Raw genomic sequence first — 21,696 nt, 5'->3', positions numbered from 1 at the left:
GAAATCCCAACTGGTTGTGAATAAGCTTGAACAATACCTTGCAATTCAAGAGAGTATGTTGCGAGGTGTCCAAAGTTTGTTCAAGGCATCGACCGCCGTTGAAGAGGATGAGTTTCTCGCTTACACAGACAGCCTGAAAAATCTCGACAATCATCAAGGCTTGTTATGTGTTGCTTATGCAAGCATCGCTCGCATGTCAAGCCAGCCCAAACCCGACGGCAAAGCATTACCAGAGCCGACCAGCGCTACTCAGACAACACCCAGCATTCCGGTCATTTATAGCCAGCCCTTCTCTGCCAGCGATGCCTGTATCCGGCAGGATATCAGAATACCAACCAGTCGATTCGCCGCTTTTAAAAAAGCCATGCAGGATGCTGACACCCATCTGACCCCGCCTATCCTGCGGCAAAACCGCGCCTCCAATATTGCCACGCTGGACATTATCTTGCCTGTCTATTCCAACAGGATGCGAGGGCAGTCCATGGCAGAGAGGGAACACAATATCCAAGGATGGGTATTTTCCAGTTTTGATATCGCGACCTTGATGGGGGAAATATTTGAGCAGGAGGTTTCTCAACTTGCCATTCGAATCATCGATATCTCGGACACCCTGGCGACCTTACCTGTATATCAGAGCCCCGAGCTCGACAAACCATGGGTTCCTCGCTATGAATCTTTCCGGCAACTGGAAATACATGGGCGGGTATGGAATGTACATATTGCATCCAAACCAACTTTTGAGGCCGCTCTGGATAGACACCGCTCCAGCCTGATCGCCGGTGCGGGCTTGGCGGTCAGCATACTGCTTTATTTGCTGAGCCGCCTGTTTGCCTATCGCTCACAGGCATTGGCAACCATGCGGGTGATGCATAAGGAACTCACCTTGAGCGAGCAGCGCTGGAAATTTGCACTGGAAGGCTCCGGGGATGGCGTCTGGGATTGGGACATCGAAAAAAATGAGGTAATCCGTTCATCGCGCTGGAAAAACATGCTGGGCCTGGAAGACTGGGAGATGGGCCCGGAACTGGAAGCCTGGAAAGAGCGTATTCATCCGGAAGATGTGTCGCGGGTCTTGAGTGACCTGGAAAAATACATGAATGGGGAAACCTCGCAATACGTCAATGAGCATCGCTTGCTGTGCAAGGATGGCAGCTGGAAATGGATACTGGCCCGCGGCATGGTAGTGGACTGGGCACCTGACGGCAGGCCGTTGCGCATGGTGGGCACGCATACCGATATCAGCAAGCTCAAGGAATCGGAAAACCTGGTCTGGAAACAAGCTAACTTTGACCAGTTGACCGAGCTTCCCAACCGCCGGATGTTTTATGACCGGCTGGCACAGGAAATCAAGAAATCCAATCGACTTGACCTCCCCCTGGCCCTGCTTTTTCTGGACCTGGATCACTTCAAGGAGGTCAATGACACCCTGGGCCATGACAGAGGCGACCAGCTGTTGCAAGAAGCCGCGCGCCGTATCAATCACTGCGTGCGCGATACCGATACCGTGGCCAGGCTGGGGGGAGATGAATTCATCATCATCCTGAGCGAGCTGGATGACCTGAACAGCATTGACCGCATTGCGCATGCCATTTTGTGCAAGCTGAGTGAATCATTCAAATTGGGGGAGGACATTGCCTTTGTATCTGCCAGCATGGGCATCACGCTCTACCCTTCGGATGCCAGCAGCATAGACAATCTGCTCAAAAACGTGGATCAGGCCATGTACTCTGCCAAAGCCAGTGGCAGAAACCGCATCAGCTACTTCACGCCATCCATGCAGCAAGCCGCCCACCAGAAAATGCTGATCACCAATGACCTGCGACTTGCCCTGCATGGCAAGCAGCTTCAGGTGTACTACCAGCCTATCATTCACCTCGCCAGCGGCGCCATCGAAAAAGCCGAAGCGCTGTTGCGCTGGCATCATCCCCAGCGGGGCATGGTCAGCCCGGCCGAGTTCATCCCGATTGCAGAAGAAACCGGCCTGATCATGGAGATCGGCGACTGGGTGTTCGAACAGTCCATGGTGCAGGTCAAGAAATGGCAGCAACAGCGCGGCTCGCATTTCCAGATCAGCGTCAACAAATCGCCCATCCAGTTCAAGAACGAAAGTTCCACACATGATCATTGGCTGGATTACATGAAACAGTTGGGACTGGTCGGACAGAGCCTGGTGGTTGAAATTACCGAGGGGCTTTTGCTGGATACCAGCCAGAATGTGTCCAAAAAGCTGTTGGCGTTTCGCGATGCCGGAATTCAGGTCGCGCTGGATGACTTTGGCACTGGCTATTCTTCATTGGCATACCTGCGACGGTTTGATATTGATTACATCAAGATCGACCAATCCTTTGTGCGCAATATCTCCACGCAGCCAGACGATCTCGCCCTGTGTGAATCCATCATCGCCATGGCGCACAAGCTGGGCTTGAGCGTGATTGCAGAAGGGATAGAAACGGAAGAACAATGCGCCCTGCTGAAAGCCGCTGGCTGCGATTACGGACAAGGCTACTGGTTCTCGCCCGCTGTCCCTGCAGACAAATTTGAAACGCTGGCGTTTTAAGACTGCGTGAGCGTAAGGTTTAAGGCTGTGGCGCCAACAGGCCGCACGCCAGCGCGCCCACTTCCTTCACCGCCAGCTCTATCGCCGGTGTCCATGGGTGACTGAAGTTAAGCCGCATGAAATTACGCAACTCCCCCCGGCGGCTAAACAAGGCTCCAGGCGCAATGGAGATACCCTTCGCGATACATAAGCCATAGAGATCCAGGGCATCCACTCCTACAGGCAATTCCAGCCAGACGACATAACCGCCGCCGGGATGGGAAATGCGGGTGCCGGCCGGGAAATGCGCTTCAATCGCCGCCTTGATCAGCACGTAGTTGGACTTCAACATATGCCGCAAATGACGCAAATGCAGGGCATGACTGCTGCGCTTCATGAATTTGGCAATGGCAATCTGCGGGGCGGATGGAATGGACAGGCTATTCAGGAACATCAGTTTTTCCACTTTCTCGCGATATTGCCCAGGGAGCGTCCAGCCTACTTGATAGCCCGGGGCGAGCGACTTGGAAAACGAAGCGCAATGCAGCACCAGTCCATCCTTGTCATAGGCCTTGATCGGCAATGGCGGGGCATCGCCAAAATACAGCTCCTGATAGACGTCATCCTCAATCAGTGGAATGCGCTTCGCCGCCAGCAGATTGACCAGGGCCTGCTTCTTGGCATCCGGCATGACCGAGCCTTGGGGATTCTGGAAATTGGCGGTCAATAGCACTGCCGCAATCTGCACGTTTTCCATCAAGGCCTGTAAGGCATCAAGCTCCATGCCCTCTTCAGGATGCGTGCGGACTTCAGCCACTTTCATGCCCATACGCTCTACGGCATTAGCCAGTGCGTAATAACCTGGGGCCTCGACAGCAATGGTATCGCCAGCTTTTGCCACGGCCTGCAGACACAGGCTGATCGCCTCTGTAGCGCCATGGGTAATCACGATATCGCGCGGCGAAACATCTATGCCGACATCCAGATAGCGCTTGGCAATCTGTTGTCGCAGGCTTTCATTGCCTGGCGGCAAATCATTCAGCACACCCCAGTCGCCATTATCGGCATTCAGGGCATTTTCATAATTACGGATTTTCTTGACCGGAAACAGCTGGGCGTCCGGAAAAGGCGAGCCCAGGGGAATCGTGCCGGACTCCCGGATGGAGCGCAGTGTGGACAACACCAGCTCTACCTGCGTGAGCTGACGCGCTGGAGCGGGGGCAGCATGGGGTTTACGCGATGGTGGCTGACGCTGGGATACATAATAGCCAGACTGCGGATGGCTGTAGATCACGCCCTCCTGCTCCAGCAGCTCGTAGGCTTTGATGACGGTACTGATGCTGACCTTGTACTTCAGGCTCGCTTCACGCACCGAAAAGACTTTGTCGCCAGGACGCAACACGCTCTCATCGATTAATGCACGGATGCGAGTAGCGACGGTGACGTATAACTTCATGGGTATATCAGGATGGCCGGGGACGGCTTAATATACCCTAGTCCCTGCCCGCCCGGCAGGGATTTTTACTTCATGCAGCCTGCGCTGCCCGGCTCAGGCAGCAAGCTGGTCGAACAAGCCCATGCCATAGGCGGTCAGTTCTGTGGTCCAGCGGCCTGCATCATCGCAATGCACCGTCACCACACCATGCTCGGCAAGACTGGTCAGGTGTCGCTGCAAGGTGCTCATGCGCACGCTCAAGCGCTTGCACAAGGCGGCCATGGGAATGGTCTTGCGGCCGCGTTCCGTCTCAGCCAGCATGTCGCCCAGCAAGGCGCTCAGAAAGTACTCGACTTCCTGGGCCGTTTCTACCCTAAGCGGCTGCACGATGCGGCTCCATCAGCACCGGTACCGATTTGGACGTTGGCGTATGCGAAATATCCGCCACGCTTTCCAATGGCACCAGATTATTGGTCTCTGGGTAATACCCTCCCAGGCAACCACGAGGAATATCGTATTCCACCAGCAAGAAGCGGTCTGCGCGCCGGGTAATGCCATCCTGCCAGACACTGACCAGATCAACATACTCACCAGCTTTCAGGCCATGCTCAGCCAGATCTTCCTTATTGACGAATACGACGCGACGCTCGCCAAAAATACCGCGATAGCGATCATCCAGTCCGTAAATCGTAGTGTTGTACTGGTCATGCGAACGCGTGGTCATCAGGTTGAACACCTTGCTGCCAAACTGCTCGCGTGCCTTGTGGATAGGCAGATCGCGGGGAATGGCGTGCACGCGGAACTCTGCCTTGCCGCTGGCGGTGCGCCAGACGCGGTCGTAAGACGGCACGGGCAGACGGAAGCCGCCTGGCACCTTGATGCGTTCGTTGTACTGGGCAAAGTCAGGCAGCACACGCTCGATATCGTTGCGAATGCGGCTGTAATCCTCAATGTACCAAAGCCAGGGCGTTTTGCTGTTTTTCAGGGTGGCATGGGCAATACCCGCTACGATCGCAGGCTCGGACTTGATATGCGGCGAGGCTGGCTTATTCATGCCATAAGAGATATGCACCATGCTCATGGAGTCTTCTACCGTCACGCCTTGCGCGCCGGAGGCTTGCATGTCGACTTCGGTGCGGCCCAGGCATGGCAGTATCAGTGCATCTTTGCCGTGTATCAGGTTGGTCCGGTTAAGCTTGGTGGATATCTGCACAGTCAGGTCGCAATTACGCAGCCCCTGCCAGGTACGGTCCGTATCCGGTGTCGCAATCGAGAAGTTGCCGCCCAGGCTGATGAAGACCTTGACGTTGCCATCCAGCATGCCACGGATGGCACTCACCACGTCATGCCCATGCTTGCGTGGTGGCTCAAAGTTGTAAACCGTGCCCAGGCTATCCAGGAAGGCACTGGAAGGCTTTTCGTAGATACCAATGGTGCGATTGCCCTGCACATTGCTATGGCCGCGCATCGGGCACAGACCAGCGCCGGGCTTGCCGATATTGCCGCGCAACAGCATCAGATTGGTAATCATCTGAATGGTCGCCACCGAATGCTTGTGCTGGGTAATGCCCATGCCCCAGGTGGCAATCACGCGCTCACCGTTGGCATAGATAGTGGCCACGGATTCAATCTGCTCGCGGCTGACGCCAGACTCAACCAGGATGGGCTCCCAGCTTTCGGCACGAATGTCGGCAGCGAAACTGTCAAAACCGTGAGTATGTTGCTGCAGGAAATCCACATCCATGATGCGTTTTCCGCCAGTAGCAATCGCCTGATCATCCCATTCGATCAGGCATTTGATCATGCCTTTGACAAAGGCCAGGTCACCACCCAGCTTGGGTTGTACATAAATCTCACTGATCTTGGTGCCGCCAAAGGTCACCATTTCAACGATGCTTTGCGGGTCGGCAAATTTTTCGAGGCCACGTTCACGCAATGGGTTGATGGAGACAATCTTGGCGCCACGGCGAGCACACTCGCGCAGCTCGCCCAGCATGCGGGGATGGTTAGTGGCCGGGTTATGACCAAACAGCAGCAAGGTATCGGTATGCTCAAAATCTTCCAGGGTCACACTGCCCTTGCCGATGCCGACCATTTCCGGCAAGCCCACACTGGTGGACTCGTGACACATGTTCGAGCAATCCGGGAAGTTATTGGTACCGAATTCCCGGCCGAACAGCTGATAGAGGAAAGCGGCTTCGTTACTGGCACGGCCAGAGGTGTAAAACACGGCCTGATCGGCATGAGACAGCGTATTCAGCTGGCGGCCTATCATGGCATAGGCTTCATCCCACTCCAGCGGTACGTATTTGTCGGTGGCGCTGTCATAGCGCATGGGATTGGTCAGGCGCCCCTGATCTTCCAGCTTGAAATCGCTCCACTCCATGAGTTCAGCCACCGTGTGCTTGGCAAAGAATTCCGGCGTGACTCGCTTGGCAGTCGCTTCTGCAGCGACTGCCTTGACACCATTTTCACAAAATTCAAAGGTAGAGGTGTGCTCTTTGTCAGGCCATGCGCACCCTGGGCAGTCAAACCCATCAGGCTGATTCTGCGACAGCAAGGTAATGACACCTTTCGCCGGAATGCGCTGATTTACCAGCTGAAAAGCCACATTTTTCAATGCGCCCCAGCCAGCAGCAGGGTGTGGGTAATGGCGAACAACTTTGTTATCTGACATATGCGGGCAAACTTCCTGTTAACTCGATGATTCCGCTGCCAATGAGGCCGGCAGCCGGAGTTGGATATGGTTATCCTATGGGCATCGCGTCAGGATTGGCAGACACAGATAAAGGGAATTTTTACAGTACAGTTGTCAGCACAGATGGGCCATATACAACGCAGGCCAGGGAGAGACCGCTAGAAATTACCGCCGCGCTGAATGGGGATGGGCGGCTCTTGCATCAGCGCAACCTGTTCGCGCAGCTCCAGAATGCGATCCTGCCAGTATTGCTGGGTATTGAACCAGCTGAAAACGCGCGGAAAAGCGGGATCGGTCCAGCGCATGGCCAGCCAGCCCGCGTAGTGGATCAGCCTCAGGGTACGCAAGGCCTCGATCAGATAAACTTCTGCCGGATTGAAATCATAAAAATCTTCGTAGCCATCCAGCAAAGCCTGCAGCTGCCGACGCATATCCTCCTGACTGCCAGACAGCATCATCCATAAATCCTGAATGGCAGGCCCCATGCGGCTGTCATCAAAGTCGACAAAATGCGGCCCGGCATCGGTCCACAACACATTGCCCATATGGCAGTCACCATGCAGACGGATATGCTCCACCCTGCCCGCCCGTTCAAAACATTCGGCCACGCCCTGCAGCGCCAACTGGATCACCGTACGGTAAGGCTGCTCCAGGTCCACAGGGATAAAGCCATGCTCAAGAAGATACTCACTGGGCATCCTGCCAAAACTTTCAATATCCAGCGTGGGGCGGTGTACATAAGGCTGTTGCGCACCCAGCGCATGAATACGCCCGATGAAGCGCCCCATCCATTCCAGCACTTCCGGCTGATCAAGCTCCGGGGAGCGCCCTCCGCGCCGTGCAAACACTGCAAAGCGATAACCGCGGTACTCAAACAGGGTTTTGCCATTGATAGTGATAGGCGGCACGGCAGGGATTTCCGCTTCCGCCAGTGACAGCACAAACGCATGCTCCTCACCGATCTGCTGATTATCCCAACGTTGGGGGCGATAAAACTTGGCCACGACCGGCTGGCCATCTTCAATACCCACCTGGTAAACACGGTTTTCGTAACTGTTCAAGGCCAGCTGACGGCCGTCTGTCTTCAGTCCCTGGCTTTCCAGCGCGTCCAGCACCAGGTCTGGACTAAGGTCGGAAAATGGCTCGGCTGCAGATGTGGAAGAATCGGTCATGTCACCATTTTACATCCCAGGTCAGACTTGCGGGTTTTAGTCTGCAGCAGTGCGACGGTTAACCTGGCATTGCATGCGCTCACAGGGCAAATAAAAAGGGGCTTGAACCAAGCCCCTCTTATGCCATGACTAACGTTGCATGGAGCACCGTTACTTCAGGTAAGGCTTCAGCTTGGTCATGATCTGATTGGCCTCAGGCTCAACATCGCTGCTATAGGCGTATACCTGTTCAGCATTAGGCAAGATCAGGTATTTGTAAAAATTCCACATGGGTGGCTCTTTGGTAATGGCTGCCAATTGCTTGTAGAAGAGATGCGCTTGCGGACCAACAACAGACGTCTTGCCAACCATGGGGAACTGCACCGCATAGGTTTGCTTGCAAAAATCCCCGATTTCCTTGTTACTGCTCAACTCCTGCTTGAAGTCATTGGAAGGAAAACCAATAATCAACAAGCCACGGGGTTTGTAATGCTTGTACATGGCTTCAAGCTTTTCAAACTGGGGAGTAAAGCCACATTTGCTGGCCGTATTCACCACCAGAATGGGCTTATCCTGATAGTCACAAAGATTGATCTTTTCACCCTGCAAGGTATTGAACTGATGGTTGTAAAGCTCGTTACACCCTCCTGCATATGCCATATTGCTCGCCACCCATAAAATAACCGCCACTAGATATTTCATTTTTCTCTCACTGAATTCATAAACCTGCTCAACCATACATGACTGCCCTAATGTTGAGACTGCATATCCCGAGGTTTGTTCTGCTATACCTTGCAGGATTATGGCATAAGCCACGACAAGCCATACACTATGCCTAGCTGGCGATCGAGGTACAAGAGTGCTATGCAGCGGGGAAAACAACGAGATGGAGGCCATCACAGAGACATAGCCTTGACGCCTGAAAAACAAAAAAGCCAGAGAATCTCTGGCTTTTTGCTAGTGATGCTAATTGGATATTAGCGCAAATGCTGTTGGCGGAAGGGGCGGGATTCGAACCCGCCACCGCCATAAGCAATACCAAGGCTTACGAGGGTTTAAAATCCAATTTGGGGCGCAGTTGGGGCAGCAAGACAAAATTTGGGGTAAGTTCAGAGTGATTTTGCTATTGAGGTTGCTTGGTCCACAGCTCATAATTAATGCTGCAACATGGTTGCAATAACGAAAACTTATAAGGGGAATGAAATGCACTACCATCCGATCGGACAGAAATTAGTTGACAAGAGAATAAGCATAACTTCATTGAAGGCATTATTTAATGACTTTGCATCAAGCGTTGTTAGCAGCGGTGCTGACTATTCAGGTAAGACAGCAATAGTTACATATGACCAAGACTCACTTTCGCTTGACATTGATTTCATCGACACAAAATTAAAATGTCTTTTACTTACCCTGGACGATGGTGATCAGGTGAATGGTCACATTGCAGTATATCGGTTGAATTTCGGGCTGAACAATGCGAATGTATTTGTTGGCGAATTAGTCTTCAATCAAGATGGCATGGTGCTTGATAAATTATCTATCATTGAAGAAAAGCCAACAATTTTTATCAATATTTCAAAAGCGGATATATTTTTGCGTTTACTGAATATGGCTCATGACGTAACTGCAGCCATGCCATATGTCACTTTAAAAGAGTAAGCCCTATTCCTGCCATGTAAAAATGCACCACCTCACTTTATTATGGGGTGGTGCATAAATTACCTCTTTTGATGGTCTGGGTGCTGATGATCGCCACCGCCCTGGTCTACGTGGTCAAGCTGCTTCTTTCTCTCTTGCCCCCTTCACTCTTTCATTGAAGCGACGCATGTAATCAGTTATGCGGTCATCGATCGCCTTGATGGCTTCGCGATCAGCACCAGACTCAACCAGCATGCGCCGGCGCTTTTTCAATTTTCCGACGACCTTCTCTGCTAGCTTGGCCTGGGCAACAAGATTGGCCTCTGGATTATCTGAGCGGTACCCTGCCACATCGCCACCAGTCTTGCGCCGGCCGACAATCTCATTTTCATGCTCATGCATCTTGCGCAAGTTCTCATAGAACTGGTTGCCCTGGGCGCTTTGTCCGGATGCATCCCCATAGAATCGCCCGAGTAGCGGCACCTTGTGGGGCGGCAGGTTCTCGCCGGTAGTCAGCGCGTCGGCGGTAGTTCCCAGCTTGATGGCCTCCCGCCCAACGCCGCCAGTCAGCTGGCCGGCAAGATATTCCAGCTGGTCTGCCGTAGGGCTTATGGCACCAGGCTTGAAGTCGGTGCCGCCAGTAATCCAGTTAATGGCCTTGGCAATCTGAACACTTGCCTCCCATGCCTTATCGCGCGATCGAGAGAAGCCAGGTGTTGGATCAAGGCTATTAAAATCCTGCTTGGCTATTGGCCGCCCGGTCCAGTCCTTGTTTTCGGTCAAAGCAACCAGCGGATCCAGCGTGGTCGGCGCCAGTGTCTGCATCGACATGCCGGCATTACCGATTGGGTTGAACATATCCATGAATACCTCAATGAGGTGCGTCGCCCGTTTGCCGGTATCGCGCCCGCCGTCCAGCGCCCACTCGGTGATAATACGACCTACTGCTGGCAGGACGTTGAAGCCGAGAGGTAATGGGAAGGTCAGATACTTGCCATCACCAATTGGTAGAATCACACTCCGATCGCGCACAAATTCAGGTGGCTCATCGTCACCGAATCCAGCGGCAGCAAGCGCAAGCGCCTGAACCACCCCAAGCAATACACCTCCGGCAATGATTCGCTTGCCGGCTGGCCCCTTAAGTGTCTCAGCAATACGCGCGGTACCCTGCACGCTGGCATTGAAGAAGGCATAACCGACAGGCTGAACAGCTCCCAGGGCATCGTATGCAGATGCTGATGCGGTATGCAGCAGGATGCCGCCAGCTTGCGCCAGCGTGCTGCCAGCAACCCACTTGGCGCCGCCATCGACAGTGCTGGTAGAAATTGCGTTGCCAGCGGCATTCACCACGCCAAGATCCAGCGCGATAGCAGGGCTACCATTGGAATCAAGGTCAGCGGAACGCAACACATAGCCGACAGGTACGCAATCAGCTGGCAGAACCAGCATTGCGAACACGTTGTTTAAAAGCAGCTGTGCGGCGGTAATTGCCAGCGTGACCTTTTGAACCAACTTCTCCTGCGCCACAGGAATTGGCATGGGCAGTTTGCCGTTGGTGTACTTGGTTTGAATCTTTGCCATTTTCTTACTCCTTGTAGAAAGTGATCAGTAAGGAGGCCGGCTTTCACCGGCCAGCACCTTAGCTAGGATCGTTAACCGCGGTGTCTGCCGAGATCACACCGAAGTCACGGCTTGTGCCGTCGATGGTGAACGCGGTTTTCTTCACGCCGAAAATAGACGCGGTGGTAATCACGAGCTGATTACCGCGGTCTTCCACTTCTTCGTTCCAGTCGAAACGAAGGCCTGTGCCTGGGGAGCCGAAGGCAACCACGCCAGCTTGGCGGCCGAGGAACAGCGCACGGGCTGCAGCAACGTTGCTACCTGCGCCATAGTCATTGAACTGAATCACTGACTGGTGCTCATGCAGAACCACGTTGTTATACATACCCAGGCCACCCTTGAAGATTGGGTTATTGCGACCTTCTGCGGCTGCGGCAGCCTTCTGGATATCCAGCCATTGAGCGCCAGCGGCAGTGCGCAGGCTGTACTCTTGCCATGGGTGCATGACCAGTACGAAATGGTCTTCGCCATTGACCTTCACAGGCTGGATCTTTGGAATTTTCTGGGTGCCGCCGCCCATGGTCTTGGCGCGAGCAACCAGGCGGTCGATCAGCTTCAAGTCCATGGTGTCAGTGGACGCCAAAGAACCCTTGCTGGTAGCGACATTGCCGTACATCAAATGCAGGCTATCTGGCGCAACAAAAGGATTGCCGGCATAACCGGTGAAGTCGGTGTCTTCAATGAAGTCCGCATTCATGCCACGAGAACCAGACAGGTACATGAACAGGGTTTCATCGAACAGACGGGCCCACCATTCAGACTGGCGGGTGCGAGCGGTCTTGCGCAGGTCATGCACAGTACGCTTGCGGGTCATCTTGCCACCGGTATTCACACCGCCACGCTGTTGGTCAATCAACAGGCTATCGGTGTAAAACTTCAGGTCTTCTTCCTTGCCGCGCAGCGTAGCATCGCCCGAAACAGGCTTCATCTTGAGCTGGGCAACCAGGTCGTAAGAGATTTGATCGCCGGCATCATTTTCCAGATGCGGCAAAGTTTGAAGAGGGGTCTGGGCTTCTTCGCCCTCGCCCATGAATTTGCGGTTGAAATAGCTTTGCTTCGCTACATCCACGGCCAGGAAGGCCGAGAACTTCTTTACCGCCTTTGGATCACCTGCACCAACAATGGTACGTGCCATGAGTCTGCTCCTTGAAAGTTGAAAATTTCAGGACGCACTCATGCGCATCGCATCACGCGACTTTATGGTTGTCGCCACCAGTGCTGTCACTCTAAATGAGTGGCTTGCATTTACATTGATATTTCATAGCCCATTTGGCTTATATCAATAAGAATTTAACGCTATAAAATGATGGGAAGTCACGGGAGGAATATGGATCGATTCATTTTAATGGATGGGCTACGGGGTATAGCGGCGTTGTGCGTTTTCATTGGCCACCTAACACAACATAATGGAAAATTCATATTTCAAAGCAGCCCATTAGCGGTTGATATGTTTTTTTGTTTGAGCGGCTTTGTAATTGCTTGGTCGTATTCAAAAAAGATTACATCAGGCATGTCATTCAAAATGTTTGCTAGCAAGCGCCTAGTTAGACTTTACCCAATGTTTCTTATTGGGTTGTTTTTTGGAGTTGTTGCATACTTTGTAAAAAAAATATCCACTGGTACGGCAATATCAAATTCTGATATGTTTAATTCACTATTGTTGAATAGTTTTTATCTTCCCTTCATATCTAAAAATGAGAGCCTATCACTCAGTGGAATTTTTCCACTGAATCCACCATCGTGGTCATTGTTCTTTGAACTTGCAGCAAACCTGATGTTTTTTTTCTTTATTCGTTATTCGACAAAGGCCTTATTGATTATCGCCGCTATAATTGGCGCATTGCTTACTTGGTATGGTCTCACTATCTACCCAGCGCCAGGGTGGCGTGATATCCATTTGATAGGCGGTTTCTTGAGAGTTGGATTTAGCTTCATAGTCGGCGTATTAATCTTTAGGGGCTATCAACATATCCCAAACTTCAACATCAACCCCTGGCTTATGGCCTGTGTCTTGATGGCGATGCTTCTAATGCCAAGAAGCCAAGCTTGGTTTAGCTTCTACTGGATTAGCATGGTAGTCATAACAATTCCACTAATGGTGGCCATATCCACCAAAATAGCTGTAGATAACACATTTACCAAAACCTCATTTGAATATATCGGCTGGCTTAGCTATCCGCTATATTGCGTCCATGTTCCAATAATTGATCTTTTCAAAACATTTGGAATTAATGACTCTTTGGTTGCCAAGGCATTGGTTTTTACTGGCGCTGTAACAGTTGCACATTTAACTGGTAAATATTTAGATGAGCCTATTAGAGCGGCTTTCGGGAATAAAGCCAAACTTCTGGCTTAATTCCCTTGCCATCACTTATTTATCCGTTGATCGGGTATAAATCATTTGGCAAAGATGCCAGTAAAGTAGAGCCTGGAACCTTGACCGGTGTAATGTTGTGAACATACAGCAGTGACCATTTCAGATAAGGCAACGTGGCATTATTGACAGTCATTTTATCAAGTCTGGCGCTTGGGCAGTCGGTCGAGGCGACAAACATATTATGTGTATTGTTAGATGTATCACATATAAATGCACCATACTTCTGAACTGCTGCAAAAAGAGCCAGCCTTTCATAAGTAGAAAAATCGCTTGTTGGTGACGATGTTCTACGTGTTGTCCAGTCGGCCGCAAGGTCTTGTTGAGGGTCAATTGTCAAAAACCCTCCCATCGGCGCTGCGCCATTGTAATTGCCCGACCAACCACTATCTGCATTTACGGCAGGGTAATGTTTTGCGTGCTCCAATCCTTTATTGGGGAATGCCTGGCTTGTCGTTGTAACATTCACGTTTCCTGGCAAACTGATGAAGTTGACAACAACGCCAGTCCCAGATCCGCTTGAAGTAGTGGAAACAGCCGACACGTCAGATGGAACTGTTTCGATCTGACCGACATCGCTCACAAACCATGACGTTGGCATGCCACTACCATTTATCGCCATGACAGTAATTTTTGGAATCCGCGGGCCTGTAAATCCTACCGGATATATGACGTCACCTACCTCATACCCAGTGCCACCTGTTAGCGTACCTGCCTCATAAAACACCCCCTTCACCTGGATAACGATATGGATATCGGCCAAACATTTTGGGTAGTCCAGGCCAATCAGTAGCTTGGGGGATTGGTGGCTCATCCACCTCGTACACGTAGGTGTCTACCACCTCAATCAGCTTGGTCATGTCGGTGATGACGTGGCTGATCTGGTCAATTTTCTTGCGCAGGGTGTCCACCTTGACCGTCAGGAAAGATTGCATGACGTTTTCACCGCCCTTGCGCGAAAGGCGTTTGATAGTCCGCTCATACTTGGAAATTTTGTTGGTGATGCCCGCTATATCCTTGGTGGCGCCAAGGATGGCCTCTTGCATGTGCTTTTTCATGGCATCAACCAAGTTGTCGGTGTCCGGGTCAATCTGGTCTAACATTTGAAACATCAGCGCGGCCAACATCTGATTGCTGTCGTCTCTTTCTTGCCCTGGCACCTCAGCCGAGCCGGGCAGCTTCGTTGTACTTGTAGCAATCAGCCTCGTAGCCGGCGCCACGAGTATGGCGGCCGCCGCTGAGTGTGCCGCCTTCAACCTCAATGGCCAGCTTGATATCGGGCCTGGCAAAGTCGAAGCGCCATTCTCGTGTTGGGTGAAAAACGTGCTCGGTAACCCAGCCGCATTCCAATTTATAGGCGCGCAGAAACTGCATAAACTTCGCTTCAAGAATTGAAGCCGTTGCCTTGCTCTTATGGCTGGACCATGCCGCTTGAGCTGGGGTCCGCTTTTTTGGTTTTTTCAGGATCACGCTGCTCATTCGTCCCACCCCAGGCGCGCCGGCTCTTCGTCGGGATAGCCGATCTCATCCAGCCCGGTTTGAATTTCAGTCTGTGATTGGTGGCGCTCGGCTTTGTGCGTGAGCGATTTGTTATAGGCTCCGGGCGTACCATTACCGCCACCCTGGGGCCGTCTTGACCAATACTCATGGCCTGGCCCTTTTGCACCTTTGATGGATTTGCTCATGCAGCACCCCCGGTAAACAAGTCCGTTTGAACGGCTCCTGAATGCACAAGCCTGATACCGCCTTGGGCCTGGAATATCTGCGCTTTCCTAAACTTCTTGGCCAGATCATCATTCATTGGGCGGTGCAGCTTTTCGTCATCCGTGTGGCACATGCACCAGTCAATGGTCTCGAAGCCTGAAACATCCCGGGATCCGCTGTAATGGATATTCCCTTTGTAAACGCGGTGATCCTTGCACATAGGCAAGTCGCAGGTCACAAACGGCACGATCTTCTGAATAATCCCGTTCTTAACGAACTCTTCCGGGGTTCCATAGATGTAATCGCAGAAAACCTCAGCTTTCTGATCGCAATAGGCGCACTTCATGCCGCCACCTTTTCAAGCTGGTACCCAAGTTCTTCCAGCCAGCCGTTCTTTTCATACAGCGCAAAAGTCCGTGCCCGGCCCTCGTCAAACATGCGCACAGCCTCGGCGCGCGGCAATACCAATCGGGCCGTGCTGCGGTGCAGGGTGATGCTGTGGCATTGGAAGCAGCAGCTAAATTGATTGAAGATAACGATGCGTATTTTGACCACGATGGATTGGCGAGTGAGCAGCAAGCTAGAGCCAAAGAGCTAGCCGATAAAGTCCGTGCTCTTATTAAACCATCTACTTACCACACATCCCAGCCCGCACAGCCCGACCAATGGAACGCGGCTATTGAGGCAGCGGCAGAGTTGCTTGAGAACATATCTGATGACTATCAGGAGCGCGAATACAGTAAATGGCCTGAAATGCGTACCGACGCGCAATCTGGCATATCCGAATGCGTCGGCAAGATTCTCGCGCTGCGCAAGGGGGCATGATGGGACAAGCTAAACAACGCGGCACATATGAACAGCGCAAGGCTAAAGCTGTGGCGGCAAAGAAACAGCACGAGGCTGAGCAGCAAGAGGAACGGAAGAGCCAGGAGTCCAAGCGCATCACGCGCGTGAGCATCGGAACAATCGGCCATTCAGGAATAGGCAAAGCAACTTTAATGGCCGCCCTTGCTGCTGGCATATTGGGAACTCAGGCCGTCTATGTAAATCGAGTCGAGGATGAGCCTACCCTATGAGTAATGTGCACCCTATTCTGGCCCTTGAGTGGATCCGCGCCGAACGATACTGTGAGTTAAAGGGGGAGCCCATGTTCACAATAAAGGAGCGCATTCGAGACGGCATCTGGGCATCCGGTAAGCATTACAAGAGAACCGGCCCCCGGACATTATGGATTCATTGGGAAAATACAAACGAATGGCTAAACCAGCAACCTCATACGGAGTTATCCCAAGCGGCGTAGAAGTACGCCCTGGGAAGCGCGGCGACACGCTGCGCATCGTGTTTCAATTCCGCGGCGTGCGTTGCCGCGAAAAGCTGGACGTTATGGCCAGCCGTGAAAATATCAAATACGCAAAGAATCTGCTTGGCGAAATCAACAATGCCATAGCGCACAAGAAGTTTGAGTATCGCAACTACTTCCCAAAATCAAAGCGAGCATTGATGTTCGGCTTTGCGATGACCCCAGACATAACGCTGGGCGAGCTTCTGGACGAATATTTATCTATTGCCGAGGCCACCCTATCCCCCTCTACCGTAAGAGGCTACAAAGAGGTTACAGCGGCCCACCTTCGCCCACGTTTCGGTAAGGTACTGGCAAAAGACCTAACGGCCGCCATGCTTCGCGCATGGCTCAAGACATTGAACGTCACTCACAAGCGAGTGAAAAATATTCTTTGCCCTCTATCGAACGTGCTTAAGCAGGCCGTCACAGATGAGCTAATTGACTCCAATCCTCTAGACAAGATCATCTTGGTAAAGGTATTGCCCAAGATTAATAAGAGCGACTACGAGGTAGATCCTTTTGACGCTGAGGAAATTCGAGCGATCCTTGGCGCCTGTACCACGGTTGAAGAAAAATCAATGTGGCAGTTCGCCTTTACCAGCGGCCTACGCACCTCGGAAATGATATCGCTAAGATGGCAGGATATCGACTGGCTGCGTCATGAAATATCCATCAACAAAGTCACAGTCGATGGTTTTGACGGGCCGGTGGAGAAAAAAGAGACAAAGACAAAATCCAGTAAGCGGATGTTGCCTTTGTTGCCAGGTGCTCTTGATGCCATCAACGCGATGAAACCTATCAGCTACATGGCGCAGGATCACATTTTCACACACCCGGTTACGCGCCGGTCATGGCGCGATGACGCACACGTGCGCGAGAGCAGCTGGCGCCGGATCATACGAAATGCAGGGGTAAGGTACAGGAACCCATATCAAACGCGCCACACCTTTGCGACGACCCTGCTGATGGGCGGCGAATCAGAAATGCTTGTAGCCGAGCTGCTTGGCCATACGACAACTGAGATGGTCCGTAGAAATTACGCCCGCTGGATTAAATCCGTGAGCCGCATGCCGCGTGGCGACTACTCAGGATTTGGTACTGAGAAAAACAAAAAATCGGATTTGGGGCAAACTTGGGGCAATGAAGGCAACGTTAATCAACGTAAATCTAAGGCAAGGAAGATTTCCGGCGCCTGATAAACCCAGTAATAATAATGAGTTTAGCGTGGATTAACGTAGATTAGCGTAGCATAGCAAATGGCGGAAGGGGCGGGATTCGAACCCGCGTTAGGCTATTAGCCTAAACACGCTTTCCAGGCGTGCGACTTAAACCACTCATCCACCCTTCCGTAACGTGGAGCCGGATTATATATCAAGTCTTGCGGCTATCCAAACCTAAAATGCTGTTCGCCTGGATTTCAGTAGATAGGCGGCCACCTGCTCGTCGTGTCCTTTTATCAGAATGGTCCCTCGACGCTCCAGCACGTAGTGCTCACGTAATAGTTGGTAAGTTGCCTCTGACACTTGTATGTCACCGGCTATCCCATATTGCTCCATGCGCCGGGCAAGATTGACGGCGTCACCCCACAGGTCGTAGCTGAATTTTGAGTGGCCGATCACGCCTGCCACCACGGGGCCGCTATTGATGCCGATACGCATGGATAACGGCGTACCCAGCTGGGTGGAGATGGCCTGCAACAAGGCCTGCACCTCCAATGCCATATCCGCCACCGCTTCGGCATGATCAGTTCGCTCGATCGGGGCACCGCAGACCAGCATGTAGGCATCCCCTATGGTCTTGATCTTCTCCAGGCCATACTTGGCCGCCAAGCGGTCAAACCCGGAAAACACCTCATTCAGTAAGTCCAGCAGCGCTTCTGGCGACAGATGCAGGGACAGTCGCGTGAAATCCACCAAATCCGCAAAGAGAATGGTCACATGTTCATAGCGGTCAGCTATTTTCACCTCGCCAGCTTTCAAGCGTTCTGCAATAGACACTGGCAGCAGGCTGAGTAACAGCTTCTCCGAACGCGCCTGTTCGTATGACAAAGCCTCCATGAGCCTGGCTTTCTGCGACTGAAAATAGCGCAGAACGGTATACAGAATGCTGGCGACACCTGCCAGATTGATCAGGAAAAATATGCTTTTGGTCGTGGCAGGAATAGGTAGCGCATAGCCCGCGAACAGGCTGTTCAGTTGCCAGGAAACCCCGGCCAGAATGAGAAACAGGGCAAACCATTGCGTAGACTGTGTCGCGCCCAGAATCATCATGGCACCGACGGGCGATAGTAGCGCCCAGATCGCCATGCCACTGGATGCTTCAAACCCGCCAATAATCCATTGCATGAAAAAAGGCATGACCAGCAGCATGACCAGCTGCGTAAAAACAAAATAATCGAAGCGCTGCATACGATAGAACAAGAGCAGACTGGCGTAGGAAAACACAAGGTAGACATAAGGCACCGCCGCCATGAGAGCGTAGCCATCGCCCAGGCCGGAGAGGGTGTAAATCCAGAATACGCAAATCAGGCTTTCTGCCAGCACCAGAAAAAACAGAATAGCCTGGCCTAGCAGGCTGGCTGTCGGGCTTTGCAGCGTGGACCACATTCCCTTGATACGCCCTTGCCATGGTTGCTGAATGCTAAACATGCCAGATTTTTCGCGCACTTAACCCTTGAGATTCTTATTTACTTCATTGATTTATCTCCGCACTATAGCGCATGGACCAGGCATTATCTAGCTGGCTTGCCTCGCTGAGAGCATCTATTTCGATTAGGGAATCCAGGCGTTTTGCGCTAGAATTATCTCCGGCGGGCCTCCCCGCATTGCAAAGTAGCGAACCTGGTCAGGTCCGGAAGGAAGCAGCCACAGTTATTGAAGCAAGTGCCGGGGGCTGGGCTCGCCACCGAACTCCCAGGGTTTGATCATGCAAGTGACATCCTCATGATCAAATTTCCGCTCTTACGCGAATGCGCTTTTTGGACTAAAGTTGTAGTCTCGCTAATCTAAGTAAACGCCTGCCTTATGAGTTATCAAGTTCTTGCCCGGAAATGGCGCCCAAAGCTGTTCGAAGCGCTGGTCGGACAGGAACATGTGGTGCGCGCACTGACCAATGCCCTTGAGCAACAACGGCTGCACCATGCGTATCTTTTTACCGGTACCCGCGGTGTAGGCAAGACCACGCTGGCCCGTATCCTGGCCAAATCCCTGAATTGCGAAACCGGCATTACCGCTCATCCGTGCGGCGTCTGCTCGGCCTGCGTCGACATCGACCGCGGCCGCTTTGTCGACATGCTGGAAGTGGATGCGGCATCCAACACCCAGGTGGACAGCATGCGCGAGCTGCTGGATAACGCCCAATACGCCCCGACCGTAGGGCGCTTCAAGGTCTACATCATCGATGAAGTGCACATGCTGTCGCGCTCTGCCTTCAATGCCATGTTGAAAACGCTGGAAGAGCCCCCGGCTCACGTCAAGTTCATCCTGGCGACGACGGACCCGCAAAAGATGCCAGTGACCGTGCTTTCGCGCTGTCTGCAATTCAATTTGCGCCAAATGTCGACACCGGCGATTACCAGCCATTTGCAGGAAGTCCTCGCCAAGGAAAATATCCCCTCAGACAGCGTGGCGCTGCAACTGATCAGCCGCGCTGCCAATGGCAGCATGCGCGATGCCCTTTCCCTGCTGGACCAAGCCATTGCCTACGGTGGTAACCGGGTTAATGAAAGCGAAGTCAGGGCCATGCTGGGCGCCATCGACCAAAGCTATCTCTACGGCCTGCTGGACGCCCTGATCGCCCAGGACGGCCCGAGCCTGATGGCACAAGCCAAAAGCATGGAAGAACGCAGCCTGTCATTTGATACGGCCCTGGCGGATCTGGCACAGTTACTTCATCAGCTGGCCGTAGCACAGACGGTACCGGAAAGCATTCCACAGGACCTGCCCGAGCGCACGGCCCTGCTGGATCTGGCCGCCAAGCTCCCAGCCGATAAAGTGCAGCTTTATTATCAGATTGCCCTGCTGGGCCGCCGTGATCTTGGTTTGGCCCCGGATGAGTTTGCGGGATTCACGATGTGCCTGTTGCGCATGCTGGCATTCAGCAATGAAAGCACCAGCAAGCCTGCACCGACTGCGCCTGCCCCCTCTGGCAGCGATCGCCCCTTAGCTCAACATGCAGGCAGTGCCGCCAGTGCGCTTGCTGCCGCGACCATGGCGAGATCGGCAACGCCATCCCCTGCTAATGCATCGCCCCAAATAGCCCCAGCAACGCCTGTGGCAGAAGCCAGCGCGATGGCATCAAGCAGTGATGCAGATGCCGAACCGGCACCCATCCCAGCGGATACCCCCATAGCAATCGCACCTGAAACGCCGGCTAGCGCTTTCAAAGAACAGTCCTCCCAGGTATCGTCCCCGGAGCCTACCTACACAGCCGTATCGGAATCTGCGCTGGTACCATCCGCCATAGAAAATAGCCTGCAGGAAGAATTCGATGGCAATTGGCGCCTGTTGGTAGACAAGCTGAAACTCGGTCTGGCAAGGGCACTGGCGCAGCATTGTGAGTTGATTGGGCATGCGGAAGACCGCCTTGAGCTACAAGTGCCAGAAGCACATAAGCATTTGCTGGACCCGAATTATCAGGAAAAATTGAAAGCCGCGATTGAGGCCCACTTTGGCCGCAAGATGCACTTGCAATTCAGCATAGGTGGCGGCAACAACACCCCTGCGCACCAGATCAGCCAGGAAAAAGCCGAGTTGCAATCACAGGCAGAATCCTCCATCCAGCAAGATGGCTTTGTGCAGGCGTTAATGCGTGACTTTGGCGCGCAGATCATACCCTCCAGTATCAAACCCCTACAATAACCGCAGACGAAGGAGCATCCCATGATGAAAGGCGGCTTGGGCAACCTGATGAAACAGGCCCAGCAAATGCAGGAAAACATGAAGCGCGCGCAGGAAGAGCTGGCGCAGGTGGAAGTGGAAGGCCAAGCTGGTTCCGGCATGGTCAAGGTCACCATCACCTGTCGTAATGAGGTGAAACGATTGCACATCGACCCTAGCTTGATGAGCGATGACAAGGAGATGCTGGAAGACTTGATCGTGACGGCGCTCAACGATGCCGTGCGCAAGGCTGAAGCCACCTCGCAGCAGCGTATGAGCGGTTTGATGCCTGCCGGCATGAAACTGCCTTTTTAGTCTTAC

21 protein-coding genes, 1 tRNA gene and 1 other RNA gene are annotated in these 21,696 nt (G+C 52.7%); 9 read left to right on the top strand and 14 right to left on the bottom strand.

Annotation, left to right across the window (positions count from 1 at the left end):
- Positions 1-55: 55 nt before the first annotated feature.
- Positions 56-2,557 (top strand): bifunctional diguanylate cyclase/phosphodiesterase, encoded by a 2,502-nt coding sequence (locus LG203_RS02630; protein WP_230344372.1) that lies wholly within the window; start codon positions 56-58, stop codon positions 2,555-2,557.
- Between the two features lie 19 nt (positions 2,558-2,576).
- On the opposite strand, the gene LG203_RS02625 is transcribed toward LG203_RS02630, so the two are convergent.
- The 5 genes from LG203_RS02625 to LG203_RS02605 all read right to left on the bottom strand — a co-directional run bounded on the left by LG203_RS02625 (position 2,577) and on the right by LG203_RS02605 (position 8,522).
- A complete protein-coding gene (locus LG203_RS02625; protein WP_230344371.1) occupies positions 2,577-3,992 on the bottom strand; it encodes an aminotransferase-like domain-containing protein in 1,416 nt (471 codons plus the stop codon).
- Positions 3,993-4,085: 93 nt separating this feature from the next.
- The gene (locus LG203_RS02620) at positions 4,086-4,358 is read right to left on the bottom strand and encodes a hypothetical protein (protein WP_230344370.1); all 273 of its coding nucleotides are present in this window, start codon (positions 4,356-4,358) and stop codon (positions 4,086-4,088) included.
- On the bottom strand, positions 4,345-6,648 hold the full coding sequence (locus tag LG203_RS02615; protein WP_230344369.1) for an FdhF/YdeP family oxidoreductase: 2,304 nt from the start codon (positions 6,646-6,648) through the stop codon (positions 4,345-4,347). Before LG203_RS02615 ends, LG203_RS02620 begins: the two co-directional genes overlap by 14 nt.
- Positions 6,649-6,827: 179 nt before the next feature.
- Positions 6,828-7,841 carry a serine/threonine protein kinase gene (locus LG203_RS02610; protein WP_230344368.1) on the bottom strand — a complete coding sequence of 338 codons (1,014 nt, stop codon included), beginning with the start codon at positions 7,839-7,841 and terminating at the stop codon, positions 6,828-6,830.
- A gap of 150 nt (positions 7,842-7,991) precedes the next feature.
- The gene (locus tag LG203_RS02605) at positions 7,992-8,522 is read right to left on the bottom strand and encodes a glutathione peroxidase (protein WP_230344367.1); all 531 of its coding nucleotides are present in this window, start codon (positions 8,520-8,522) and stop codon (positions 7,992-7,994) included.
- Positions 8,523-9,023: 501 nt separating this feature from the next.
- Between LG203_RS02605 and LG203_RS02600 the strand changes: the two genes are divergently transcribed.
- Positions 9,024-9,479 carry a hypothetical protein gene (locus tag LG203_RS02600; RefSeq protein WP_230344366.1) on the top strand — a complete coding sequence of 152 codons (456 nt, stop codon included), beginning with the start codon at positions 9,024-9,026 and terminating at the stop codon, positions 9,477-9,479.
- 114 nt (positions 9,480-9,593) lie between these two features.
- Here the strand turns inward: LG203_RS02600 and LG203_RS02595 are convergent, their stop codons facing one another.
- Complete coding sequence (locus LG203_RS02595; RefSeq protein ID WP_230344365.1) at positions 9,594-11,039, bottom strand: LPD38 domain-containing protein; 1,446 nt, start codon at positions 11,037-11,039, stop codon at positions 9,594-9,596.
- Positions 11,040-11,097: 58 nt separating this feature from the next.
- Positions 11,098-12,213 carry a N4-gp56 family major capsid protein gene (locus LG203_RS02590; RefSeq protein ID WP_230344364.1) on the bottom strand — a complete coding sequence of 372 codons (1,116 nt, stop codon included), beginning with the start codon at positions 12,211-12,213 and terminating at the stop codon, positions 11,098-11,100.
- 192 nt (positions 12,214-12,405) lie between these two features.
- On the opposite strand from LG203_RS02590, the gene LG203_RS02585 reads away from it, so the two are divergent.
- Positions 12,406-13,434, top strand: a complete 1,029-nt coding sequence (locus LG203_RS02585) for an acyltransferase family protein (RefSeq protein ID WP_230344363.1) — start codon at positions 12,406-12,408, stop codon at positions 13,432-13,434.
- A 19-nt stretch (positions 13,435-13,453) separates the two neighbouring features.
- On the opposite strand, the gene LG203_RS02580 is transcribed toward LG203_RS02585, so the two are convergent.
- From LG203_RS02580 to LG203_RS02560, 5 genes are read right to left on the bottom strand one after another with little or no spacing between them, the layout of a single operon-like run.
- Positions 13,454-14,215 carry a hypothetical protein gene (locus LG203_RS02580; protein ID WP_230344362.1) on the bottom strand — a complete coding sequence of 254 codons (762 nt, stop codon included), beginning with the start codon at positions 14,213-14,215 and terminating at the stop codon, positions 13,454-13,456.
- Complete coding sequence (locus LG203_RS02575; protein WP_230344361.1) at positions 14,169-14,579, bottom strand: hypothetical protein; 411 nt, start codon at positions 14,577-14,579, stop codon at positions 14,169-14,171. The genes LG203_RS02580 and LG203_RS02575 overlap by 47 nt, the downstream gene beginning before the upstream one ends.
- A 34-nt stretch (positions 14,580-14,613) precedes the next feature.
- Positions 14,614-14,931: a hypothetical protein gene (locus tag LG203_RS02570; RefSeq protein ID WP_230344360.1), complete on the bottom strand. Its 318-nt coding sequence runs from the start codon at positions 14,929-14,931 to the stop codon at positions 14,614-14,616.
- Positions 14,928-15,137, bottom strand: coding sequence for a hypothetical protein (locus LG203_RS02565; RefSeq protein WP_230344359.1), 210 nt, complete (start codon positions 15,135-15,137; stop codon positions 14,928-14,930). Before LG203_RS02565 ends, LG203_RS02570 begins: the two co-directional genes overlap by 4 nt.
- Positions 15,134-15,502, bottom strand: a complete 369-nt coding sequence (locus LG203_RS02560) for a hypothetical protein (RefSeq protein ID WP_230344358.1) — start codon at positions 15,500-15,502, stop codon at positions 15,134-15,136. The genes LG203_RS02565 and LG203_RS02560 overlap by 4 nt, the downstream gene beginning before the upstream one ends.
- 152 nt (positions 15,503-15,654) lie before the next feature.
- Between LG203_RS02560 and LG203_RS02555 the strand changes: the two genes are divergently transcribed.
- The 3 genes from LG203_RS02555 to LG203_RS02545 all read left to right on the top strand — a co-directional run bounded on the left by LG203_RS02555 (position 15,655) and on the right by LG203_RS02545 (position 17,694).
- Positions 15,655-15,981 (top strand): hypothetical protein, encoded by a 327-nt coding sequence (locus LG203_RS02555; RefSeq protein WP_230344357.1) that lies wholly within the window; start codon positions 15,655-15,657, stop codon positions 15,979-15,981.
- Positions 15,978-16,232, top strand: coding sequence for a hypothetical protein (locus LG203_RS02550; protein WP_230344356.1), 255 nt, complete (start codon positions 15,978-15,980; stop codon positions 16,230-16,232). The genes LG203_RS02555 and LG203_RS02550 overlap by 4 nt, the downstream gene beginning before the upstream one ends.
- Positions 16,233-16,410: 178 nt before the next feature.
- On the top strand, positions 16,411-17,694 hold the full coding sequence (locus LG203_RS02545; protein WP_230344355.1) for a site-specific integrase: 1,284 nt from the start codon (positions 16,411-16,413) through the stop codon (positions 17,692-17,694).
- A 61-nt stretch (positions 17,695-17,755) separates the two neighbouring features.
- On the opposite strand, the gene LG203_RS02540 is transcribed toward LG203_RS02545, so the two are convergent.
- Together LG203_RS02540 and LG203_RS02535 are read right to left on the bottom strand one after the other, a co-directional pair.
- Positions 17,756-17,846 (bottom strand) — tRNA-Ser (locus tag LG203_RS02540).
- A 46-nt stretch (positions 17,847-17,892) separates the two neighbouring features.
- Entirely contained in the window at positions 17,893-19,164 is a 1,272-nt protein-coding gene (locus LG203_RS02535; RefSeq protein ID WP_407665340.1) for an adenylate/guanylate cyclase domain-containing protein, read from the bottom strand.
- Positions 19,165-19,306: 142 nt separating this feature from the next.
- Between LG203_RS02535 and ffs the strand changes: the two genes are divergently transcribed.
- From ffs to LG203_RS02520, 3 genes are all read left to right on the top strand, one after another.
- Positions 19,307-19,404: signal recognition particle sRNA small type (ffs, locus tag LG203_RS02530), an RNA gene on the top strand.
- A 117-nt stretch (positions 19,405-19,521) separates the two neighbouring features.
- Positions 19,522-21,357, top strand: coding sequence for a DNA polymerase III subunit gamma/tau (gene dnaX / locus LG203_RS02525; RefSeq protein ID WP_230344353.1), 1,836 nt, complete (start codon positions 19,522-19,524; stop codon positions 21,355-21,357).
- A gap of 24 nt (positions 21,358-21,381) precedes the next feature.
- Positions 21,382-21,690: a YbaB/EbfC family nucleoid-associated protein gene (locus LG203_RS02520; RefSeq protein ID WP_202943926.1), complete on the top strand. Its 309-nt coding sequence runs from the start codon at positions 21,382-21,384 to the stop codon at positions 21,688-21,690.
- Positions 21,691-21,696: the final 6 nt, after the last annotated feature.

The organism is Methylovorus mays, from assembly GCF_020531915.1.
Lineage (GTDB): Bacteria > Pseudomonadota > Gammaproteobacteria > Burkholderiales > Methylophilaceae > Methylovorus > Methylovorus mays.
This window is presented reverse-complemented; position numbering and strand designations above follow the sequence as displayed.